This window comes from Citrobacter sp. CRE-46, from assembly GCF_059615875.1.
The window spans coordinates 75,561-97,136 of record NZ_JCAPUG010000003.1; the positions used below are offsets into that span (position 1 = coordinate 75,561).

The 21,576-nt window shown below is 53.9% G+C and carries 23 protein-coding genes and 4 pseudogenes; 16 read left to right on the forward strand and 11 right to left on the reverse strand.

Annotation, left to right across the window (positions count from 1 at the left end; translation table 11 throughout):
• Nucleotides 1-9: 9 nt before the first annotated feature.
• Nucleotides 10-858, forward strand: a pseudogene (locus tag AC534G_RS26525) (Rpn family recombination-promoting nuclease/putative transposase); the annotation flags it as partial.
• Here the strand turns inward: AC534G_RS26525 and AC534G_RS26530 are convergent.
• From AC534G_RS26530 to AC534G_RS26545, 4 genes are read right to left on the reverse strand one after another with little or no spacing between them, the layout of a single operon-like run.
• Nucleotides 855-1,466 carry a DUF2913 family protein gene (locus AC534G_RS26530; protein ID WP_275396285.1) on the reverse strand — a complete coding sequence of 204 codons (612 nt, stop codon included), beginning with the start codon at nucleotides 1,464-1,466 and terminating at the stop codon, nucleotides 855-857. The pseudogene AC534G_RS26525 and the gene AC534G_RS26530 sit on opposite strands and share 4 nt — an antisense overlap.
• Entirely contained in the window at nucleotides 1,463-1,858 is a 396-nt protein-coding gene (locus AC534G_RS26535) for a hypothetical protein (RefSeq protein WP_113336523.1), read from the reverse strand. The genes AC534G_RS26530 and AC534G_RS26535 overlap by 4 nt, the downstream gene beginning before the upstream one ends.
• A gap of 52 nt (nucleotides 1,859-1,910) precedes the next feature.
• Nucleotides 1,911-2,774 (reverse strand): 3'-5' exonuclease, encoded by an 864-nt coding sequence (locus tag AC534G_RS26540; protein ID WP_410001511.1) that lies wholly within the window; start codon nucleotides 2,772-2,774, stop codon nucleotides 1,911-1,913.
• Complete coding sequence (locus AC534G_RS26545; RefSeq protein ID WP_275396284.1) at nucleotides 2,767-3,882, reverse strand: DNA-binding protein; 1,116 nt, start codon at nucleotides 3,880-3,882, stop codon at nucleotides 2,767-2,769. The genes AC534G_RS26540 and AC534G_RS26545 overlap by 8 nt, the downstream gene beginning before the upstream one ends.
• 257 nt (nucleotides 3,883-4,139) lie before the next feature.
• Here AC534G_RS26545 and AC534G_RS26550 point away from each other — a divergent pair.
• Nucleotides 4,140-4,208, forward strand: a pseudogene (locus AC534G_RS26550) (cytoplasmic protein); the annotation flags it as partial.
• Between the two features lie 32 nt (nucleotides 4,209-4,240).
• On the opposite strand, the pseudogene AC534G_RS26555 reads toward AC534G_RS26550, so the two are convergent.
• A pseudogene (locus AC534G_RS26555) lies at nucleotides 4,241-5,859 on the reverse strand (Tn3 family transposase); the annotation flags it as partial.
• A gap of 54 nt (nucleotides 5,860-5,913) precedes the next feature.
• Nucleotides 5,914-6,618, reverse strand: coding sequence for an IS6-like element IS26 family transposase (locus AC534G_RS26560; RefSeq protein ID WP_001067855.1), 705 nt, complete (start codon nucleotides 6,616-6,618; stop codon nucleotides 5,914-5,916).
• 150 nt (nucleotides 6,619-6,768) lie between these two features.
• Here AC534G_RS26560 and aph(3')-Ia point away from each other — a divergent pair, with 150 nt between their 5' ends.
• Nucleotides 6,769-7,584 carry an aminoglycoside O-phosphotransferase APH(3')-Ia gene (gene aph(3')-Ia / locus AC534G_RS26565; RefSeq protein WP_000018329.1) on the forward strand — a complete coding sequence of 272 codons (816 nt, stop codon included), beginning with the start codon at nucleotides 6,769-6,771 and terminating at the stop codon, nucleotides 7,582-7,584.
• A 189-nt stretch (nucleotides 7,585-7,773) separates the two neighbouring features.
• On the opposite strand, the gene AC534G_RS26570 is transcribed toward aph(3')-Ia, so the two are convergent.
• Nucleotides 7,774-8,478: an IS6-like element IS26 family transposase gene (locus AC534G_RS26570; protein ID WP_001067855.1), complete on the reverse strand. Its 705-nt coding sequence runs from the start codon at nucleotides 8,476-8,478 to the stop codon at nucleotides 7,774-7,776.
• A gap of 145 nt (nucleotides 8,479-8,623) precedes the next feature.
• Nucleotides 8,624-9,637: a class 1 integron integrase IntI1 gene (intI1, locus tag AC534G_RS26575; protein WP_000845048.1), complete on the reverse strand. Its 1,014-nt coding sequence runs from the start codon at nucleotides 9,635-9,637 to the stop codon at nucleotides 8,624-8,626.
• Between the two features lie 291 nt (nucleotides 9,638-9,928).
• Here intI1 and AC534G_RS26580 point away from each other — a divergent pair, with 291 nt between their 5' ends.
• From AC534G_RS26580 to AC534G_RS26615, 8 genes are all read left to right on the forward strand, one after another.
• Nucleotides 9,929-10,483, forward strand: a complete 555-nt coding sequence (locus AC534G_RS26580) for a fluoroquinolone-acetylating aminoglycoside 6'-N-acetyltransferase AAC(6')-Ib-cr5 (protein WP_063840321.1) — start codon at nucleotides 9,929-9,931, stop codon at nucleotides 10,481-10,483.
• Nucleotides 10,484-10,579: 96 nt separating this feature from the next.
• Nucleotides 10,580-11,032, forward strand: coding sequence for an NAD(+)--rifampin ADP-ribosyltransferase Arr-3 (locus AC534G_RS26585; protein ID WP_001749986.1), 453 nt, complete (start codon nucleotides 10,580-10,582; stop codon nucleotides 11,030-11,032).
• Between the two features lie 132 nt (nucleotides 11,033-11,164).
• The gene (dfrA27, locus tag AC534G_RS26590) at nucleotides 11,165-11,638 is read left to right on the forward strand and encodes a trimethoprim-resistant dihydrofolate reductase DfrA27 (protein WP_001749985.1); all 474 of its coding nucleotides are present in this window, start codon (nucleotides 11,165-11,167) and stop codon (nucleotides 11,636-11,638) included.
• 180 nt (nucleotides 11,639-11,818) lie between these two features.
• Nucleotides 11,819-12,664 carry an ANT(3'')-Ia family aminoglycoside nucleotidyltransferase AadA16 gene (locus AC534G_RS26595; RefSeq protein ID WP_001749984.1) on the forward strand — a complete coding sequence of 282 codons (846 nt, stop codon included), beginning with the start codon at nucleotides 11,819-11,821 and terminating at the stop codon, nucleotides 12,662-12,664.
• A gap of 116 nt (nucleotides 12,665-12,780) precedes the next feature.
• Nucleotides 12,781-13,128, forward strand: a complete 348-nt coding sequence (locus tag AC534G_RS26600; RefSeq protein ID WP_000679427.1) for a quaternary ammonium compound efflux SMR transporter QacE delta 1 — start codon at nucleotides 12,781-12,783, stop codon at nucleotides 13,126-13,128.
• A complete protein-coding gene (gene sul1 / locus AC534G_RS26605; RefSeq protein WP_000259031.1) occupies nucleotides 13,122-13,961 on the forward strand; it encodes a sulfonamide-resistant dihydropteroate synthase Sul1 in 840 nt (279 codons plus the stop codon). The genes AC534G_RS26600 and sul1 (AC534G_RS26605) overlap by 7 nt, the downstream gene beginning before the upstream one ends.
• Nucleotides 13,962-14,365: 404 nt before the next feature.
• Complete coding sequence (locus tag AC534G_RS26610; protein WP_000050481.1) at nucleotides 14,366-15,907, forward strand: IS91-like element ISCR1 family transposase; 1,542 nt, start codon at nucleotides 14,366-14,368, stop codon at nucleotides 15,905-15,907.
• A gap of 464 nt (nucleotides 15,908-16,371) precedes the next feature.
• Nucleotides 16,372-17,280, forward strand: coding sequence for an SDR family oxidoreductase (locus AC534G_RS26615; RefSeq protein WP_001749993.1), 909 nt, complete (start codon nucleotides 16,372-16,374; stop codon nucleotides 17,278-17,280).
• Between the two features lie 91 nt (nucleotides 17,281-17,371).
• Here AC534G_RS26615 and AC534G_RS26620 read toward each other — a convergent pair whose 3' ends face one another.
• Nucleotides 17,372-18,016 carry a quinolone resistance pentapeptide repeat protein QnrB6 gene (locus AC534G_RS26620; RefSeq protein WP_001749994.1) on the reverse strand — a complete coding sequence of 215 codons (645 nt, stop codon included), beginning with the start codon at nucleotides 18,014-18,016 and terminating at the stop codon, nucleotides 17,372-17,374.
• A 94-nt stretch (nucleotides 18,017-18,110) separates the two neighbouring features.
• A pseudogene (locus AC534G_RS26625) lies at nucleotides 18,111-18,221 on the reverse strand (helix-turn-helix domain-containing protein); the annotation flags it as partial.
• Nucleotides 18,222-18,246: 25 nt separating this feature from the next.
• Between AC534G_RS26625 and AC534G_RS26630 the strand changes: the two are divergent.
• From AC534G_RS26630 to AC534G_RS26640, 3 genes are all read left to right on the forward strand, one after another.
• The gene (locus AC534G_RS26630; protein ID WP_000679427.1) at nucleotides 18,247-18,594 is read left to right on the forward strand and encodes a quaternary ammonium compound efflux SMR transporter QacE delta 1; all 348 of its coding nucleotides are present in this window, start codon (nucleotides 18,247-18,249) and stop codon (nucleotides 18,592-18,594) included.
• The gene (gene sul1 / locus AC534G_RS26635; RefSeq protein WP_000259031.1) at nucleotides 18,588-19,427 is read left to right on the forward strand and encodes a sulfonamide-resistant dihydropteroate synthase Sul1; all 840 of its coding nucleotides are present in this window, start codon (nucleotides 18,588-18,590) and stop codon (nucleotides 19,425-19,427) included. The genes AC534G_RS26630 and sul1 (AC534G_RS26635) overlap by 7 nt, the downstream gene beginning before the upstream one ends.
• 127 nt (nucleotides 19,428-19,554) lie before the next feature.
• Nucleotides 19,555-20,055, forward strand: a complete 501-nt coding sequence (locus tag AC534G_RS26640; RefSeq protein WP_000376623.1) for a GNAT family N-acetyltransferase — start codon at nucleotides 19,555-19,557, stop codon at nucleotides 20,053-20,055.
• 305 nt (nucleotides 20,056-20,360) lie between these two features.
• Here the strand turns inward: AC534G_RS26640 and AC534G_RS26645 are convergent, their stop codons facing one another.
• Nucleotides 20,361-20,474, reverse strand: coding sequence for a hypothetical protein (locus AC534G_RS26645; protein WP_001297012.1), 114 nt, complete (start codon nucleotides 20,472-20,474; stop codon nucleotides 20,361-20,363).
• 87 nt (nucleotides 20,475-20,561) lie between these two features.
• Here AC534G_RS26645 and AC534G_RS26650 point away from each other — a divergent pair, with 87 nt between their 5' ends.
• Both AC534G_RS26650 and AC534G_RS26655 read left to right on the forward strand, forming a co-directional pair.
• Nucleotides 20,562-21,326, forward strand: coding sequence for an IS6-like element IS6100 family transposase (locus tag AC534G_RS26650; protein WP_001389365.1), 765 nt, complete (start codon nucleotides 20,562-20,564; stop codon nucleotides 21,324-21,326).
• A 109-nt stretch (nucleotides 21,327-21,435) separates the two neighbouring features.
• Complete coding sequence (locus AC534G_RS26655) at nucleotides 21,436-21,546, forward strand: NTP-binding protein (protein ID WP_072071622.1); 111 nt, start codon at nucleotides 21,436-21,438, stop codon at nucleotides 21,544-21,546.
• The last annotated feature ends 30 nt before the right edge of the window (nucleotides 21,547-21,576 follow it).

The following is a 21,576-nucleotide window of genomic DNA, read 5'->3' on the forward strand; positions in this document are numbered from 1 at the left end:
CTACCCGATCACCTGCCCGCAGATCTGCGGGCAGTCTGCGATCTCAGCACGCTGAAACTGGAATCAGGCTCGTTCGTTGAAGATGATCTCCGCCAGTATTTCAGCGACGTCCTCTATAGCCTGAAAACCACGGCCGGCGACGGATATATTCATGTTCTGGTCGAACACCAGTCAACGCCGGACAAACATATGGCTTTCCGCCTGATACGGTATGCGGTGGCCGCCATGCAGCGTCACCTGGAGGCAGGACATAAAAAGTTGCCACTGGTGATACCGGTGCTGTTCTATACGGGTAAGCGCAGCCCGTATCCGTACTCTACCCGCTGGCTGGATGAGTTTGACGATCCGGCGCTGGCAGGCAAACTCTACAGCGGCGCTTTCCCGCTGGTAGACGTTACGGTTATTCCGGATGATGAAATCGCTGGCCATCGCAGCATGGCCGCCCTGACTTTACTGCAAAAGCATATTCACCAGCGGGACCTGGCAGAACTGGTTGACCGGCTGGCGCCCATCTTGCTGGCGGGATACTTGTCTTCATCGCAGGTGATATCGCTGGTACACTATATAGTACAGGCAGGCGAAACATCCGACGCCGAAGCCTTTGTACGCGAACTGGCACAGCGTGTGCCGCAACACGGAGACGCACTTATGACCATCGCACAGCAGCTTGAACAGAAGGGCATCGAGAAGGGGATTCAGCTCGGTGAACAACGTGGTATTGAAAAAGGCCGTTCAGAAGGGGAGCGCGAAGCGACTCTGAAAATAGCCCGTACCATGCTCCAGAACGGCATTGACCGCAATACCGTCATGAAAATGACCGGTCTGACTGAAGACGACCTGGCGCAGATCCGCCACTAATCCCCCTTTCCTGGCTCTCCCTGCCCGGCCATCAGCGAATACTGGTGGGGCAGGGAAGCACCAGACTCTGGCTCTGCCTGCCAGCCACAGCGTTCAAACAGCTTCATCACCCCCGCTACGTTTCCCGTCAGACGCGCTGTCAGCGGATTTATCTGTTGGCCGCTGTCGTCAAAAGCGACATCGAGGCTGGACCGTGAGAGATAAATGCCGTTCACGCCCGCACTGAGCGCCACAGCATTCCGGCCGGACCATTCCCGATCGCTAAGCAGACGGTAGTTCCAGTGCATATCTTTGGCTGTTTCCAGCGCATAGGTCAGCCGGAACAAATCGTTCTGTTCAGTCAACTCGCCAGTGCAGGAACGCCAGAGGTAATTCAGCTTGCTGGCCAGCTTCGCGCTGACGCCCAGCTGACGTCCCTGTTTCAGAAGCCACTCGATATCGGGGGCAACATCACGCGAAAAACGCCGTTGCTTTAGCGCGGTCGCCAGCCATCGGGTGAGAAAGAGATTTTCCTGTGCCGGTGACAGCACATCACCGTTCTGTCTGGCCAGCGCAAGCGCCACTAGGGCGCACCATGCCAGATGGCCTGATTTTTCTGTCAGCGTCACTGCTTCTCCCGTGAGTCAATAAACTGATGTAATTCATCGAGCATAATCAGCACACGTCGGCCAGTCTTACGGGGAAACATCCTCCGCATCTCACGCGTCAGCTGCTTCTTCTCCCATCCGTAAGGGAAAATAATGCTGTATTCACTCCTGTCAGGGAGGATATCAGGGCCCGCGACGATGCGCGCCACCTCCTTATTCAGGCGCTCTCCTCGCCAGCCATAAGCCGCCAGTCGCTTACGGATACGTGCAACGGGAAAACGTTTATCGGAGTGACGGGGGAAGAGTAACGTCCCGTCCTCATTTCGTTTGATACCAAACATATCCAGAGACTGTTCGATCACCACTGTTCGCGCGGGGAAATGCTCACGCATAGTTTTCATCATATTTTCCATTCCAGACTCCTGAATTAATACCTGCAGCTGTCTGACCAGCCAGAGAGCTGCGTTATGCTGGCTTACTCCCTGCGTCATCATTCATTTCACACTGGATCTCATGCCAGTATCCGGCAATATTGTTTACCACCTGTGCCGTCATAACCGCGTCAGTGACAGCGGAATGAGCCTCCCCGATCCAGCTCAGGCCAGCCTGACTGACAGCACCGGAAAGCGATATGGTACCGTAACGATTGGAGGGTCCGTAATAACCCGCAGCGAGCCTCATGCCGCAGTACACCGTCAGAGAGTCCAGCCAGCTGGCAGGGTCGTTATGCGCTGCCGCTGTCTGCTTCAGAATGCGCGTATCAAACTCAGCATTGAAAATAACCAGCGGGCGCCGGCCGATATGGTGGTGCAGCTGCTGCGCAATATCGGGCCACGATGGCGCACTGACCAGATCATCGTCACTGATACCGTGTACTGCAGCTGCTGCCGGATCGATTCCGACAGTGGGTTTCAGGCGGGTCTCAAATATCCTCTCACCGCGGGCATTAACCAGACCGATTTCCAGCGCCTGCGCGCCGGCATCAAGTCCGGTCGTTTCGGTATCGAGGAAGACGGGGTCCAGCGCTAACCAGGTATGTGCCAGCATGGCGAACCTGCCACGCTCACTCTTCATCCGGGCCTGCAGGCCCAGACGTGCGCTGGCCTGCCGCTGTTTTTCTGTCTGTGGGCGTTTCGCCCGCATCGGGACGCAGTCAGCCAGCCGCCATACGCCGTATTTCCCGCCGTAAGGACTTTTGTACATTCTGACCGGTTCCGCACCGGGGGCTGGCTTCATCCTGAACTCATCCCGAAGTCGCCCTTTGGTGTAGCATTTATCCTCCGCCCGGGGCGCTTCATCACAGGCGTCTGAATTGTCATCATCACGCATTCTGGCCACCGGTCTGTTTATTGCCCGAAAGCGCCGCCATCAGTGACTGGTTCTGACGCTTCAGGGCTTCAGCCTCACCACGCAGTGCCGCGACCGTTTCTTTCTCATACATAACATCCAGCAGGGCATCATCACGCTGTTTTTCCAGGCGGGCACAACGGTCTGTGTGACTGTTAAGTTCCTGACCCATTCTCAGTTGCTGTTCCATAAACGCTTTTTCCTGCGATTCCAGCCTGGCGGTGAGACTGCTGACTCTGTCACGTTCAAGCGCAAGCTCACCGGCGCGCGCCTGTGCATCAGCGACGGCCTGCTCGAGGCGTTGCTGCAGCGTTTCGCGGGTGGCCTGATGCTGCTGACGTTCTGAGGCCAGCGCATTTTCCTGCGATTCCAGGCGGGTAAGGAGAGTACTGACCTTATCGCGTTCAGACTTCAGTTCTTCTGCGCGCGCATTCGCTTCGGCAGAAATTTGCTCCAGTTGTTTCTGCAGGTCTTCCCGCGTGTTTTTGTGCCGGGCCTGCTCCGCATTAAGCGCATCCTGCAGCACTGTCTTCTGCTCCTGATGCCGTTCCTTCCGCTGACGGGCATTCTCTTCAGCAGCGGCCAGACGCTCTTTCAGCTGGGCCATCTCCACATCCTGCTGCTGACGCTGTGAACGTTCTGATTCCAGCGCCAGTGTCAGCCGGTCATATCCGTCCTGCAGTTCATCCAGTTTTTCTTCCAGGTCGTCGACTGTCTGCGCGGCGTCGGCCAGCTCCCGCTCAGCCTGTGCAGTCTGTTCCCCGGCGGCACGTGTGACTTCCGCAACCCGGCGTTCTGCAGCCCGGACAGCCTTGTCATTCAGTTCGGTCGCCAACTGGGTGATGCGCCCGGATAGCGCGGCTGAGACAGCCTTCACTTCTTCAGCCACTTCCACGGGCAGCTCGGCAACGGGTTCAGTGACGACCGTGCTCTGTGACGCCTGGTATTCGTCCCATATCTGGCGGAGACGTGTCGGATTGCCGCCACCCACCTGGTTACGCAGTGCGAACCCGGTGATATTCCGTCCTTCAGCCTGCAGGGCCAGCCCTGCTTCAATAATTTGTTCTGGTTCGTATGTCGCCGGACGCATCTGTCAGTCTCCGCATAAAGGGGTATGCTTACATTATACACAAACAAACTAACAAATAAACTAACTAACAAACAAATTAAAGACGTGACAGGGTAGCGAAAAGGACACCAGGACAGCGCACCGCCGGTAGAATTGCCGGCATAGCATGTCCGGAGCCCGGGCGGGATGCACCACAGGTACGATGCACGCCACTCCCCTTGCCGGGTACTGATGTTAATGCTAATGTACGCATACGTTAGCATTAACCGGAGACAGACATGCCGAAGGATGAATCAGTCGTCGAACGGGCCAGGGAATACTTTTTCCGGCACCACCGGTATACAGAGGGGTCAGTTTGGATATCGAAAATTATTGTACGTTAAGGCTGTTTTTTGACCTTCCGACTTTAGCTGGTCTCAACCGACGAAACTTACCGGAAGCCGGTATCCGGTTGCTTTTCCAGATATAATCACCTGTCAGATTGATGTGCTCCCAGCCTAACGGCGACAAATGCGACAGCAGTTGTTCGTTGATCTTTAGTCCTTTACGCTTCAGGGCATCGATCGCCCTTTCCATATACACAGTATTCCACAGCGAGATCGCAGCCGTCAGAAGCGTCAGTCCACTGGCGCGATAGCTCTGATTTTCAGGCTTTCTGTCCCTGATTTCTCCCAGCCGGTGCATAAATACCGCCCGCGCCAGTGCGTTACGTGCCTCACCTTTATTCAGCCCCGCCTGTACTCGCCGACGCAATGCAGGATCGCGGAACCAGTCAAGCATAAATAGCGTTCGCTCAATGCGCCCAATTTCTCTCAGTGCTTTGGCAAGTCCGTTTTGCTTGGGGTAGCTCGCTAGTTTTTTCAGCATCAGAGATGCTGTCACGGTTCCCTGCTTTATCGAGGTCGCCAGACGCAGTACTTCACGCCAGTGAATTTCGATCTCTTTCAGATTCAGGCTGGTCGTTGATATCAGTGACTGAAGCGCCGGGTACTGGTCCGCTTTCCCTTTGATAAACAGCTTTTTGTCGTGGAGATCCCTGATTCGCGGACAGAACGCAAACCCCAGCAGATGCATCAGGGCAAAGACATGATCGGTGAAACCTGCGGTATCGGTGTAATGCTCTCTGATTTCCAGGTCGCTTTCGTGGTATAGCAGGCCATCGAGAACATGGGTTGAATCCCTGACCCGACTGATTATGCAGGTGTAAAACGGGCTGTATTGATCCGAAATATGGGTGTAAAACTGACGTCCAGGCTCCTGCCCGTATTTCGGGTTAACCTGCCCTGCGTAGCGGCCAGAGCTGCCTGTTCTGAAATTTTGTCCGTCTGATGATGACGTTGTCCCGTCTCCCCAGAATGCCGCCAGTGGTCTTTTCCCCTGCGCGTTTACCAGCTCTGCGAGGGCGGCTGAATAGGTTTCGTCGCGGATGTACCATGCCTGGATATCTTCCAGTGATGATTTGGTGCTTCCGGGACAGGCTTCCGCCATTTTGGTCAGACCAAGATTGATGCCATCCGCAAGGATGGTGGTGAGGAGCAGGCGGGTATCGGGACGGGTAATGTCGTTTTTTATATGCGAAAAATGTCGGGTAAACGTCGTCCAGCTGTTTACCTCATCGAGAATTTCCGTGATTTTAGGGCGCGGTAGCATGCTGTAAACCAGCTCTGCCAGCGGTGAAACCTGCACCGGGACGCAGTTATCCAGCGGAGAGACTTTTACTCCCCTGTCAGATATTTCCACATCGGGCAGTTCACCAAGGGCTGCCATGGCATTGACCTCTTCAAGTCTGGACTGAAGCAGAGTCATACGGCTGGTAATGTACTCATGATTATCAGCTGATACGGGCAGGGGCAGCGCCGGTGTGAGTTTGTCAAAGTCCTTTTCGGGAATGAGGTAATCATCAAAGTTTTTGTAGCGGCGTGAGCCTTTAACCCAGATGTCTCCGGAGCGCAATGCCCCCTTAAGCTCGCTGAGCGCACAAAATTCATAGTACTGCCGGTGGCACTGTTGCAAAGTTAGCGATGAGGCAGCCTTTTGTCTTATTCAAAGGCCTTACATTTCAAAAACTCTGCTTACCAGGCGCATTTCGCCCAGGGGATCACCATAATAAAATGCTGAGGCCTGGCCTTTGCGTAGTGCACGCATCACCTCAATACCTTTGATGGTGGCGTAAGCCGTCTTCATGGATTTAAATCCCAGCGTGGCGCCGATTATCCGTTTCAGTTTGCCATGATCGCATTCAATCACGTTGTTCCGGTACTTAATCTGTCGGTGTTCAACGTCAGACGGGCACCGGCCTTCGCGTTTGAGCAGAGCAAGCGCGCGACCATAGGCGGGCGCTTTATCCGTGTTGATGAATCGCGGGATCTGCCACTTCTTCACGTTGTTGAGGATTTTACCCAGAAACCGGTATGCAGCTTTGCTGTTACGACGGGAGGAGAGATAAAAATCGACAGTGCGGCCCCGGCTGTCGACGGCCCGGTACAGATACGCCCAGCGGCCATTGACCTTCACGTAGGTTTCATCCATGTGCCACGGGCAAAGATCGGAAGGGTTACGCCAGTACCAGCGCAGCCGTTTTTCCATTTCAGGCGCATAACGCTGAACCCAGCGGTAAATCGTGGAGTGATCGACATTCACTCCGCGTTCAGCCAGCATCTCCTGCAGCTCACGGTAACTGATGCCGTATTTGCAGTACCAGCGTACGGCCCACAGAATGATGTCACGCTGAAAATGCCGGCCTTTGAATGGGTTCATGTGCAGCTCCATCAGCAAAAGGGGATGATAAGTTTATCACCACCGACTATTTGCAACAGTGCCCTCTGATGTTACATTGCACAAGATAAAAATATATCATCATGAACAATAAAACTGTCTGCTTACATAAACAGTAATACAAGGGGTGTTATGAGCCATATTCAACGGGAAACGTCTTGCTCGAGGCCGCGATTAAATTCCAACATGGATGCTGATTTATATGGGTATAAATGGGCTCGCGATAATGTCGGGCAATCAGGTGCGACAATCTATCGATTGTATGGGAAGCCCGATGCGCCAGAGTTGTTTCTGAAACATGGCAAAGGTAGCGTTGCCAATGATGTTACAGATGAGATGGTCAGACTAAACTGGCTGACGGAATTTATGCCTCTTCCGACCATCAAGCATTTTATCCGTACTCCTGATGATGCATGGTTACTCACCACTGCGATCCCCGGGAAAACAGCATTCCAGGTATTAGAAGAATATCCTGATTCAGGTGAAAATATTGTTGATGCGCTGGCAGTGTTCCTGCGCCGGTTGCATTCGATTCCTGTTTGTAATTGTCCTTTTAACAGCGATCGCGTATTTCGTCTCGCTCAGGCGCAATCACGAATGAATAACGGTTTGGTTGATGCGAGTGATTTTGATGACGAGCGTAATGGCTGGCCTGTTGAACAAGTCTGGAAAGAAATGCATAAGCTTTTGCCATTCTCACCGGATTCAGTCGTCACTCATGGTGATTTCTCACTTGATAACCTTATTTTTGACGAGGGGAAATTAATAGGTTGTATTGATGTTGGACGAGTCGGAATCGCAGACCGATACCAGGATCTTGCCATCCTATGGAACTGCCTCGGTGAGTTTTCTCCTTCATTACAGAAACGGCTTTTTCAAAAATATGGTATTGATAATCCTGATATGAATAAATTGCAGTTTCATTTGATGCTCGATGAGTTTTTCTAATCAGAATTGGTTAATTGGTTGTAACACTGGCAGAGCATTACGCTGACTTGACGGGACGGCGCTTCCCTACCCTCATGGCCGCCTCCCAGGAATCGACCCAGGTGCTTATCGTGGACATAATCCTTTACTCATAAATTGGCACTGTTGCAAAGTTAGCGATGAGGCAGCCTTTTGTCTTATTCAAAGGCCTTACATTTCAAAAACTCTGCTTACCAGGCGCATTTCGCCCAGGGGATCACCATAATAAAATGCTGAGGCCTGGCCTTTGCGTAGTGCACGCATCACCTCAATACCTTTGATGGTGGCGTAAGCCGTCTTCATGGATTTAAATCCCAGCGTGGCGCCGATTATCCGTTTCAGTTTGCCATGATCGCATTCAATCACGTTGTTCCGGTACTTAATCTGTCGGTGTTCAACGTCAGACGGGCACCGGCCTTCGCGTTTGAGCAGAGCAAGCGCGCGACCATAGGCGGGCGCTTTATCCGTGTTGATGAATCGCGGGATCTGCCACTTCTTCACGTTGTTGAGGATTTTACCCAGAAACCGGTATGCAGCTTTGCTGTTACGACGGGAGGAGAGATAAAAATCGACAGTGCGGCCCCGGCTGTCGACGGCCCGGTACAGATACGCCCAGCGGCCATTGACCTTCACGTAGGTTTCATCCATGTGCCACGGGCAAAGATCGGAAGGGTTACGCCAGTACCAGCGCAGCCGTTTTTCCATTTCAGGCGCATAACGCTGAACCCAGCGGTAAATCGTGGAGTGATCGACATTCACTCCGCGTTCAGCCAGCATCTCCTGCAGCTCACGGTAACTGATGCCGTATTTGCAGTACCAGCGTACGGCCCACAGAATGATGTCACGCTGAAAATGCCGGCCTTTGAATGGGTTCATGTGCAGCTCCATCAGCAAAAGGGGATGATAAGTTTATCACCACCGACTATTTGCAACAGTGCCCTTTCCGCAACCGGCCGTTCGATGCGGCACCGATGGCCTTCGCGCAGGGGTAGTGAATCCGCCAGGATTGACTTGCGCTGCCCTACCTCTCACTAGTGAGGGGCGGCAGCGCATCAAGCGGTGAGCGCACTCCGGCACCGCCAACTTTCAGCACATGCGTGTAAATCATCGTCGTAGAGACGTCGGAATGGCCGAGCAGATCCTGCACGGTTCGAATGTCGTAACCGCTGCGGAGCAAGGCCGTCGCGAACGAGTGGCGGAGGGTGTGCGGTGTGGCGGGCTTCGTGATGCCTGCTTGTTCTACGGCACGTTTGAAGGCGCGCTGAAAGGTCTGGTCATACATGTGATGGCGACGCACGACACCGCTCCGTGGATCGGTCGAATGCGTGTGCTGCGCAAAAACCCAGAACCACGGCCAGGAATGCCCGGCGCGCGGATACTTCCGCTCAAGGGCGTCGGGAAGCGCAACGCCGCTGCGGCCCTCGGCCTGGTCCTTCAGCCACCATGCCCGTGCACGCGACAGCTGCTCGCGCAGGCTGGGTGCCAAGCTCTCGGGTAACATCAAGGCCCGATCCTTGGAGCCCTTGCCCTCCCGCACGATGATCGTGCCGTGATCGAAATCCAGATCCTTGACCCGCAGTTGCAAACCCTCACTGATCCGCATGCCCGTTCCATACAGAAGCTGGGCGAACAAACGATGCTCGCCTTCCAGAAAACCGAGGATGCGAACCACTTCATCCGGGGTCAGCACCACCGGCAAGCGCCGCGACGGCCGAGGTCTTCCGATCTCCTGAAGCCAGGGCAGATCCGTGCACAGCACCTTGCCGTAGAAGAACAGCAAGGCCGCCAATGCCTGACGATGCGTGGAGACCGAAACCTTGCGCTCGTTCGCCAGCCAGGACAGAAATGCCTCGACTTCGCTGCTGCCCAAGGTTGCCGGGTGACGCACACCGTGGAAACGGATGAAGGCACGAACCCAGTGGACATAAGCCTGTTCGGTTCGTAAGCTGTAATGCAAGTAGCGTATGCGCTCACGCAACTGGTCCAGAACCTTGACCGAACGCAGCGGTGGTAACGGCGCAGTGGCGGTTTTCATGGCTTGTTATGACTGTTTTTTTGTACAGTCTATGCCTCGGGCATCCAAGCAGCAAGCGCGTTACGCCGTGGGTCGATGTTTGATGTTATGGAGCAGCAACGATGTTACGCAGCAGGGCAGTCGCCCTAAAACAAAGTTAGATGCACTAAGCACATAATTGCTCACAGCCAAACTATCAGGTCAAGTCTGCTTTTATTATTTTTAAGCGTGCATAATAAGCCCTACACAAATTGGGAGTTAGACATCATGAGCAACGCAAAAACAAAGTTAGGCATCACAAAGTACAGCATCGTGACCAACAGCAACGATTCCGTCACACTGCGCCTCATGACTGAGCATGACCTTGCGATGCTCTATGAGTGGCTAAATCGATCTCATATCGTCGAGTGGTGGGGCGGAGAAGAAGCACGCCCGACACTTGCTGACGTACAGGAACAGTACTTGCCAAGCGTTTTAGCGCAAGAGTCCGTCACTCCATACATTGCAATGCTGAATGGAGAGCCGATTGGGTATGCCCAGTCGTACGTTGCTCTTGGAAGCGGGGACGGACGGTGGGAAGAAGAAACCGATCCAGGAGTACGCGGAATAGACCAGTTACTGGCGAATGCATCACAACTGGGCAAAGGCTTGGGAACCAAGCTGGTTCGAGCTCTGGTTGAGTTGCTGTTCAATGATCCCGAGGTCACCAAGATCCAAACGGACCCGTCGCCGAGCAACTTGCGAGCGATCCGATGCTACGAGAAAGCGGGGTTTGAGAGGCAAGGTACCGTAACCACCCCATATGGTCCAGCCGTGTACATGGTTCAAACACGCCAGGCATTCGAGCGAACACGCAGTGATGCCTAACCCTTCCATCGAGGGGGACGTCCAAGGGCTGGCGCCCTTGGCCGCCCCTCATGTCAAACGTTATGCAGCCAAATCCCAACAATTAAGGGTCTTAAAATGGTAAAAGATTGGATTCCCATCTCTCATGATAATTACAAGCAGGTGCAAGGACCGTTCTATCATGGAACCAAAGCCAATTTGGCGATTGGTGACTTGCTAACCACAGGGTTCATCTCTCATTTCGAGGACGGTCGTATTCTTAAGCACATCTACTTTTCAGCCTTGATGGAGCCAGCAGTTTGGGGAGCTGAACTTGCTATGTCACTGTCTGGCCTCGAGGGTCGCGGCTACATATACATAGTTGAGCCAACAGGACCGTTCGAAGACGATCCGAATCTTACGAACAAAAGATTTCCCGGTAATCCAACACAGTCCTATAGAACCTGCGAACCCTTGAGAATTGTTGGCGTTGTTGAAGACTGGGAGGGGCATCCTGTTGAATTAATAAGGGGAATGTTGGATTCGTTGGAGGACTTAAAGCGCCGTGGTTTACACGTCATTGAAGACTAGTCCTTTGCATAACAAAGCCATCAAACCGGACGCCAGAGATTCCGCGCCTGTTGCGCATGGCTTCGCCATTTTATGCGCAATAGGCGCGCCACCCTGTCGCCGTTTATGGCGGCGTTAACCCAAAGGAGTATCGTGAAAATATCACTAATGGCTGCAAAAGCAAGAAATGGGGTTATTGGCTGCGGCTCGGATATCCCGTGGAACGCTAAAGGTGAGCAGCTGCTTTTTAAAGCAATAACTTACAATCAATGGCTCTTAGTCGGCCGTAAAACATTTGAGGCAATGGGGGCTCTCCCAAATAGAAAGTATGCAGTTGTCAGCCGCTCAGGATCGGTAGCTACTAACGATGATGTGGTTGTGTTTCCATCTATAGAAGCAGCAATGAGGGAGCTAAAGACTCTTACGAACCATGTTGTTGTTTCTGGTGGTGGAGAGATCTACAAGAGTCTGATCGCCCATGCCGACACGCTACATATCTCGACAATAGATTCCGAGCCAGAGGGCAATGTTTTCTTTCCGGAAATCCCCAAAGAGTTCAATGTGGTGTTCGAGCAGGAATTTCATTCAAATATAAATTATCGCTATCAAATCTGGCAAAGGGGTTAACCATCCAAGCCATCGGACACATTTTGCTTCGCTGCGCTCAAAACGCAAAATGTGCCGCTGCTTAGCGGCGTTAGATGCACTAAGCACATAATTGCTCACAGCCAAACTATCAGGTCAAGTCTGCTTTTATTATTTTTAAGCGTGCATAATAAGCCCTACACAAATTGGGAGTTAGACATCATGAGCAACGCAGTGCCCGCCGAGATTTCGGTACAGCTATCACAGGCACTCAACGTCATCGAGCATCATCTGGGATCGACGTTGCTGGCCGTGCATTTGTACGGCTCTGCACTCGACGGTGGCCTGAAGCCATGCAGTGATATTGATTTGCTGGTTACTGTGACTGCACAGCTCGATGAGACTGTGCGGCAGGCTCTGTTCGTAGATTTCCTGGAAGTTTCCGCTTCTCCCGGCCAAAGTGAAGCTCTCCGTGCCTTGGAAGTTACCATCGTCGTGTACGGCGATGTTGTTCCTTGGCGTTATCCAGCCAGACGGGAACTGCAATTCGGGGAGTGGCAGCGCAAGGACATTCTTGCGGGCATCTTCGAGCCCGCGACAACCGATGTTGATCTGGCTATTCTGCTAACTAAAGCAAGGCAACACAGCCTTGCCTTGGCAGGTTCGGCCGCGGAAGATTTCTTCAACTCAGTCCCGGAAAGCGATCTATTCAAAGCACTGGCCGACACCTTGAAACTATGGAACTCACAACCGGATTGGGCAGGCGACGAGCGGAATGTAGTGCTTACTTTGTCTCGCATTTGGTACAGCGCAGCAACCGGCAAGATCGCGCCGAAGGATGTAGCTGCCAACTGGGTAATGGAACGCCTGCCCGTCCAACATCAGCCCGTGCTGCTTGAAGCCCAGCAGGCTTACCTTGGACAAGGGATGGATTGCTTGGCCTCACGCGCTGATCAGTTGACTGCGTTCATTTACTTTGTGAAGCACGAAGCCGCCAGTCTGCTCGGCTCCACGCCAATGATGTCTAACAGTTCATTCAAGCCGACGCCGCTTCGCGGCGCAGCTTAATTCAGGCGTTAGATGCACTAAGCACATAATTGCTCACAGCCAAACTATCAGGTCAAGTCTGCTTTTATTATTTTTAAGCGTGCATAATAAGCCCTACACAAATTGGGAGATATATCATGAAAGGCTGGCTTTTTCTTGTTATCGCAATAGTTGGCGAAGTAATCGCAACATCCGCATTAAAATCTAGCGAGGGCTTTACTAAGCTTGCCCCTTCCGCCGTTGTCATAATCGGTTATGGCATCGCATTTTATTTTCTTTCTCTGGTTCTGAAATCCATCCCTGTCGGTGTTGCTTATGCAGTCTGGTCGGGACTCGGCGTCGTCATAATTACAGCCATTGCCTGGTTGCTTCATGGGCAAAAGCTTGATGCGTGGGGCTTTGTAGGTATGGGGCTCATAATTGCTGCCTTTTTGCTCGCCCGATCCCCATCGTGGAAGTCGCTGCGGAGGCCGACGCCATGGTGACGGTGTTCGGCATTCTGAATCTCACCGAGGACTCCTTCTTCGATGAGAGCCGGCGGCTAGACCCCGCCGGCGCTGTCACCGCGGCGATCGAAATGCTGCGAGTCGGATCAGACGTCGTGGATGTCGGACCGGCCGCCAGCCATCCGGACGCGAGGCCTGTATCGCCGGCCGATGAGATCAGACGTATTGCGCCGCTCTTAGACGCCCTGTCCGATCAGATGCACCGTGTTTCAATCGACAGCTTCCAACCGGAAACCCAGCGCTATGCGCTCAAGCGCGGCGTGGGCTACCTGAACGATATCCAAGGATTTCCTGACCCTGCGCTCTATCCCGATATTGCTGAGGCGGACTGCAGGCTGGTGGTTATGCACTCAGCGCAGCGGGATGGCATCGCCACCCGCACCGGTCACCTTCGACCCGAAGACGCGCTCGACGAGATTGTGCGGTTCTTCGAGGCGCGGGTTTCCGCCTTGCGACGGAGCGGGGTCGCTGCCGACCGGCTCATCCTCGATCCGGGGATGGGATTTTTCTTGAGCCCCGCACCGGAAACATCGCTGCACGTGCTGTCGAACCTTCAAAAGCTGAAGTCGGCGTTGGGGCTTCCGCTATTGGTCTCGGTGTCGCGGAAATCCTTCTTGGGCGCCACCGTTGGCCTTCCTGTAAAGGATCTGGGTCCAGCGAGCCTTGCGGCGGAACTTCACGCGATCGGCAATGGCGCTGACTACGTCCGCACCCACGCGCCTGGAGATCTGCGAAGCGCAATCACCTTCTCGGAAACCCTCGCGAAATTTCGCAGTCGCGACGCCAGAGACCGAGGGTTAGATCATGCCTAGCATTCACCTTCCGGCCGCCCGCTAAATATCTCCTTTTGGGTTGTTAATAAAACATCCAATAAGTTGACTGTGCGTGAAAAAGAAAGTTTTGTGTGATGGCGTTGAAGATCGCACCGTTAAGCTCTTATGTGGGATGGTGCAGAGCTCGACGACTACCGATAAAACGCAACCGCCGCAAACAGACAAGAAAAAGCCCCAACTGATAACAGTTGGGGCTTCAGTATTGTGATTGGTGGAGCAATAGCACCCTGAACCCAAAACCTTCTCGCTCAACCGGTAGTGGCTGATAACAACTCGTGAGGGCTATTGCGGGTTAAGCATTTAGCGATGTCTAGGGCCAGACTGGACGTCTGAACGCAAGCCGCTGATACTGTACATAACCACAGTATCAGCGGAGGATACCCATGTCGCTGGCAAGGAACGCCACGGCGAGTCAATCGCCCACTCAAACAAACGGTTACGAACGCCACCAACCCGACCAGACGCTGCTCTACCAGCTGGTTGAGCAGCACTACCCAGCCTTCAAAGCCTCACTCGAAGCCCAAGGTCAACACCTGCCTCGCTACATCCAACAAGAATTCAACGACCTCCTCCAATGTGGCCGTCTGGAGTATGGTTTCATGCGGGTTCGCTGCGAGGATTGTCATCACGAGCGTCTGGTCGCCTTCAGCTGTAAACGACGCGGCTTTTGCCCTAGCTGCGGTGCCCGCCGGATGGCCGAGAGTGCGGCGCTGCTGATAGACGAAGTCTTCCCCAAGGAGCCCATTCGCCAGTGGGTGCTCAGCTTTCCTTTCCAGCTACGCTTTTTGCTGGCTCGCCATCCCCAGCTGATGGGCCAGGTCTTGAGTATCGTCTATCGTACACTCTCAACTCATCTGATCAAAAAAGCCGGTTACACCAAAGCCTCTGCACAAACTGGCTCAGTGACTCTTATCCAACGCTTTGGCTCCGCGCTAAATCTCAATGTCCACTACCACATGCTGTTTCTCGATGGTGTCTATGCCGAAGATGACTATGGCAAGCAACGCTTCCATCGTGTCAAGGCACCCACTTACGATGAGCTGAATACGCTCGCTCACACCCTCAGCCATCGCATCGCTCGCTGCATGGAAAAGCGTGGGATTTTGGAGCGTGATGCCGAGAATACGTGGTTGACACTGGAAGAGGGCGAAGACGATACGCTGACTCAATTACATGGTGCTTCGGTTACGTATCGCATTGCCGTCGGCCCCCAGCAAGGGCGCAAAGTCTTCACCCTGCAAACCTTGCCAGGGCGTGAGGATAAAGCCGACTCAAGCAGTCGAGTAGCCAACCATGCTGGTTTCTCGCTACACGCCGGTGTGATGGCCGAAGCGCATCAGCGGGATAAGCTTGAGCGCTTGTGTCGCTACATTAGTCGGCCAGCGGTTTCAGAAAAACGTCTGGCATTAACCGCCAATGGGCAGGTGCGTTACGAGCTCAAAACTCCGTACCGCAATGGCACCACCCATGTGATCTTCGAGCCGCTGGACTTCATCGCCAAACTCGCTGCGTTGGTACCTAAGCCGCGAGTCAACCTCACACGCTTCCACGGCGTCTTTGCACCGAACAGCAAACACCGAGTTCAAGTAACACCCGCCAAGCGGGGCAAGAAGCCCGACAAATCGGAAGGTCTCGATACTAACTGGCGTGACAAGAGTCCTGCAGAGCGCCACCGCGCCATGACCTGGATGCAACGCCTCAAGCGAGTCTTCAATATTGATATTGAAGTCTGCGAACACTGCGGCGGTCACGTCAAAGTGATTGCCAGCATCGAAGATCCGAAGGTCATTGAGCAGATTCTCAAGCATCTGAAACAGAAAACAGCCAAGGCGAATGCCGCCAAGCAGCGTGAGCTGCCACCAGAACGAGCGCCGCCACTGACTCCCAGCCTGTTCGATCCATCACAGAGTCGTCTCTTTGACTGACGACCCCAAATCCAACACTGCTCAACACTGCCAACTTTTAAACGGGGCGGTGGGGCAGTTTGTATCTCTCGAGCTATCAGGCTAGAGATTTTACCGCCAAATCGAACCTTATTAGAGCGGTTTAGGCTGGACCGGCAGTTAAAATTGGGGCTTGAGCGGTAAACGAGTGAGGGAATTTCAGGTAAGATACTTCGGATGAGGAGCAAAAAGGTGGTTTATACTTCCTATACCCCAGATTGAGATGTTAAGTGTGGTTGCTATTTATTAACACTGCGAACTGGATAAGTCTCAAATAATATTTTTTAAATTAAATCTAACGTTGGTGGGGATATAAGCGCAACGGTAGAGGAAAGTAGGGAGGGTAATATTCCGAGAAAATTAAGTGTAGCTGGATAATATAGGTCATACCATTCATTTTGGTCTACGATTATTAGTCTTTGTGATAAATAATGAGAGGTAATTGAATGGCTGGCTTAAACAAGGAAAAAAAGACCATCAATAAAACCAATTCTGCGCGTTTTCCGGCGCCGCCTTTTCAACAGCAGCAGCAGCCCTTTCCCGGGCTGGCGGGGAAAATGCAACCGCGCCCCGATCATGGAGAAGACAGCTATCAGGGAAGCGGTCGCCTGAATGGGCGCAAGGTATTAATTACCGGTGGGGATTCAGGGATTGGTCGTGCTGTTGCTATTGCCTATGCTCGTGAAGGCGCTGATGTTGCGATTAACTATTTACCTGAAGAAGAAGACGATGCGCGTGAAGTGGTCGATCTGATAAAAAAAGCAGGCAGAAATGTTTTGGCCATCCCCGGCGATATCCGTGATGAGGCTTTTTGCGGTCATCTGGTAACACAGGCGGTAAAAGGACTGGGAGGGTTGGATATCCTCGTCAATAATGCGGGTCGTCAGCAATTTTGTGAGTCAATTGAGGAACTCACCACAGAAGACTTCGACGCAACATTCAAAACCAATGTTTACGCTATGTTTTGGATCACCAAAGCGGCCATACCCCATCTTTCACCAGACAGCGTGATAATTAATACCTCCTCCGTACAGGCTTATGAGCCAAGTGAAATCTTGCTTGATTATGCTCAGACTAAAGCAGCTATCGTGGCATTTACTAAATCGCTGGCGAAACAGCTGGCCCCGAAAGGGATCCGTGTCAATGCCGTCGCGCCGGGTCCATACTGGACTGTACTGCAGTGCTGTGGTGGTCAACCGCAGGAAAAGGTGGAGAAATTTGGGGCAAATGCGCCGCTGGGACGCCCTGGTCAACCGGTGGAAATCGCGCCGCTTTATGTCACCCTGGCCGCTCGGGAGAACAGCTATACGTCTGGTCAGGTCTGGTGTTCTGATGGGGGGACCGGAACCCTCTAACGTTTACGCTCTGTGCGTCGAAAGTGACTTTTAAGGCAAGGGCGGACACTATTGTATAAGGGCGGGAGCGGTACTTACCGCTCCGTGAATGCTAACCAATCACCGCGATGCCAAGCCGCTCCATGAGCAACGACGCCTGGTAGTTGTCCAGCTTAACGCCTTGTAAATCAACGCCCCGAATATCTAAGTCACCCAACTCCGAATTGGTCAGATCGCAATGTGTGAAGTTCGCTGCTCGCCAGTCGAAAGTCGAAAACTCGCCGCCGGAGAGATCTGAACCACTGAACGTCGCGCCCAGTACCTGGGCACCCATCCAACGGTTTTCCCACAGCTCACACTTTTCCAACACGACTTTCGAAAAATTGGCGTAGCTTAGATTGGTATTCGTGATATATGCGCTACAAAACCAGGTGCGCGTGGTGATCATATTCATAAAGCTTGCGCCGCGGAAATCTGCGCCTTGTGCGCGGCAGTGGCGAATTTCAATGCCCAGCGCACTGGCATTGCGAAAATCCGCCATGGATAAATCACAGCTTTTAAAAATGGCATCTTTCAGCATCGCACGACTAAAATTGCACCCTTTCTGGCTTTCACGATCATAGAACTGACAGCCGATAAATTCAGTGCCGCTCAGGTCGGCACCTGAAAAATCACAGTTAAAAAATGTACTATTTTCAATTTTCTCACCGGTGAAACGGTTTCTGTCAATTTTTTCGCCAACGAGTGCCAGAGCCATATTTGTACCTGTTTTTTTATACAGTAATGGCGTCATGGTAAACCCTGATGGGGTTATGCGTCAAATCCGCCAATATGACATCTGCAAATGTGCGTTAAATCTGGTGTTTTTTCAGCAAAGCGCGAAGCTGATGGTAAGTCAGCCCCAGTAATTCAGCGGCTTTTTTCTGGTTAAATTTTGCCTGCTGTAAGCCGTGCATAATAAGCCCTACACAAATTGGGAGATATATCATGAAAGGCTGGCTTTTTCTTGTTATCGCAATAGTTGGCGAAGTAATCGCAACATCCGCATTAAAATCTAGCGAGGGCTTTACTAAGCTTGCCCCTTCCGCCGTTGTCATAATCGGTTATGGCATCGCATTTTATTTTCTTTCTCTGGTTCTGAAATCCATCCCTGTCGGTGTTGCTTATGCAGTCTGGTCGGGACTCGGCGTCGTCATAATTACAGCCATTGCCTGGTTGCTTCATGGGCAAAAGCTTGATGCGTGGGGCTTTGTAGGTATGGGGCTCATAATTGCTGCCTTTTTGCTCGCCCGATCCCCATCGTGGAAGTCGCTGCGGAGGCCGACGCCATGGTGACGGTGTTCGGCATTCTGAATCTCACCGAGGACTCCTTCTTCGATGAGAGCCGGCGGCTAGACCCCGCCGGCGCTGTCACCGCGGCGATCGAAATGCTGCGAGTCGGATCAGACGTCGTGGATGTCGGACCGGCCGCCAGCCATCCGGACGCGAGGCCTGTATCGCCGGCCGATGAGATCAGACGTATTGCGCCGCTCTTAGACGCCCTGTCCGATCAGATGCACCGTGTTTCAATCGACAGCTTCCAACCGGAAACCCAGCGCTATGCGCTCAAGCGCGGCGTGGGCTACCTGAACGATATCCAAGGATTTCCTGACCCTGCGCTCTATCCCGATATTGCTGAGGCGGACTGCAGGCTGGTGGTTATGCACTCAGCGCAGCGGGATGGCATCGCCACCCGCACCGGTCACCTTCGACCCGAAGACGCGCTCGACGAGATTGTGCGGTTCTTCGAGGCGCGGGTTTCCGCCTTGCGACGGAGCGGGGTCGCTGCCGACCGGCTCATCCTCGATCCGGGGATGGGATTTTTCTTGAGCCCCGCACCGGAAACATCGCTGCACGTGCTGTCGAACCTTCAAAAGCTGAAGTCGGCGTTGGGGCTTCCGCTATTGGTCTCGGTGTCGCGGAAATCCTTCTTGGGCGCCACCGTTGGCCTTCCTGTAAAGGATCTGGGTCCAGCGAGCCTTGCGGCGGAACTTCACGCGATCGGCAATGGCGCTGACTACGTCCGCACCCACGCGCCTGGAGATCTGCGAAGCGCAATCACCTTCTCGGAAACCCTCGCGAAATTTCGCAGTCGCGACGCCAGAGACCGAGGGTTAGATCATGCCTAGCATTCACCTTCCGGCCGCCCGCTAGCGGACCCTGGTCAGGTTCCGCGAAGGTGGGCGCAGACATGCTGGGCTCGTCAGGATCAAACTGCACTATGAGGCGGCGGTTCATACCGCGCCAGGGGAGCGAATGGACAGCGAGGAGCCTCCGAACGTTCGGGTCGCCTGCTCGGGTGATATCGACGAGGTTGTGCGGCTGATGCACGACGCTGCGGCGTGGATGTCCGCCAAGGGAACGCCCGCCTGGGACGTCGCGCGGATCGACCGGACATTCGCGGAGACCTTCGTCCTGAGATCCGAGCTCCTAGTCGCGAGTTGCAGCGACGGCATCGTCGGCTGTTGCACCTTGTCGGCCGAGGATCCCGAGTTCTGGCCCGACGCCCTCAAGGGGGAGGCCGCATATCTGCACAAGCTCGCGGTGCGACGGACACATGCGGGCCGGGGTGTCAGCTCCGCGCTGATCGAGGCTTGCCGCCATGCCGCGCGAACGCAGGGGTGCGCCAAGCTGCGGCTCGACTGCCACCCGAACCTGCGTGGCCTATACGAGCGGCTCGGATTCACCCACGTCGACACTTTCAATCCCGGCTGGGATCCAACCTTCATCGCAGAACGCCTAGAACTCGAAATCTAACGTCCGTTCGGGCATCGAGGTCCATGTCGGGGTGGGACGGGCCCGTGGCTTCAAGATCACTTGCAGTCCGACCGCGATGTCTTGGTTGCGCGAGAGGTTGTCGATATCCTCCACTTCCATCATCAACCCTGGATAATGCCGCCGCCGTCATCGCCGCCGACGCCCGTGCCGGGCTTTTCGGGCCTGTCAGGCTTGCTCGGCCTTCAGCCTGCCTGGGCGAGATCTCCGGCGGACGGATTAACGGCGGAGCTTCGCCGCCTTTCGTGCGTGTGAAGGCCGAAGATAGTTCTCTCAAAAACATCCGTTTATGAGAGATACCAAATGTCATTTTCAGAAGACGACTGCACCAGTTGATTGGGCGTAATGGCTGTTGTGCAGCCAGCTCCTGACAGTTCAATATCAGAAGTGATCTGCACCAATCTCGACTATGCTCAATACTCGTGTGGGCTCTGTTGCAAAAATCGTGAAGCTTGAGCATGCTTGGCGGAGATTGGACGGACGGAACGATGACGGATTTCAAGTGGCGCCATTTCCAGGGTGATGTGATCCTGTGGGCGGTGCGCTGGTATTGTCGCTATCCGATCAGCTATCGCGACCTTGAGGAAATGCTGGCGGAACGCGGCATTTCGGTCGACCATACGACGATCTATCGCTGGGTCCAGTGCTACGCCCCGGAGATGGAGAAGCGGCTGCGCTGGTTCTGGCGGCGTGGCTTTGATCCGAGCTGGCGCCTGGATGAAACCTACGTCAAGGTGCGGGGCAAGTGGACCTACCTGTACCGGGCAGTCGACAAGCGGGGCGACACGATCGATTTCTACCTGTCGCCGACCCGCAGCGCCAAGGCAGCGAAGCGGTTCCTGGGCAAGGCCCTGCGAGGCCTGAAGCACTGGGAAAAGCCTGCCACGCTCAATACCGACAAAGCGCCGAGCTATGGTGCAGCGATCACCGAATTGAAGCGCGAAGGAAAGCTGGACCGGGAGACGGCCCACCGGCAGGTGAAGTATCTCAATAACGTGATCGAGGCCGATCACGGAAAGCTCAAGATACTGATCAAGCCGGTGCGCGGTTTCAAATCGATCCCCACGGCCTATGCCACGATCAAGGGATTCGAAGTCATGCGAGCCCTGCGCAAAGGACAGGCTCGCCCCTGGTGCCTGCAGCCCGGCATCAGGGGCGAGGTGCGCCTTGTGGAGAGAGCTTTTGGCATTGGGCCCTCGGCGCTGACGGAGGCCATGGGCATGCTCAACCACCATTTCGCAGCAGCCGCCTGATCGGCGCAGAGCGACAGCCTACCTCTGACTGCCGCCAATCTTTGCAACAGAGCCTCCGTCGCCATGCTCACCTCGCTTTGGTGCACACGAGTATTGAGCATAGTCGAGATTGGTGCAGATCACTTCTGATATTGAACTGTCAGGAGCTGGCTGCACAACAGCCATTACGCCCAATCAACTGGTGCAGTCGTCTTCTGAAAATGACACTGTTTGTATATAATCATGAAAAAATGGTGAGTAGAGTTTCAGG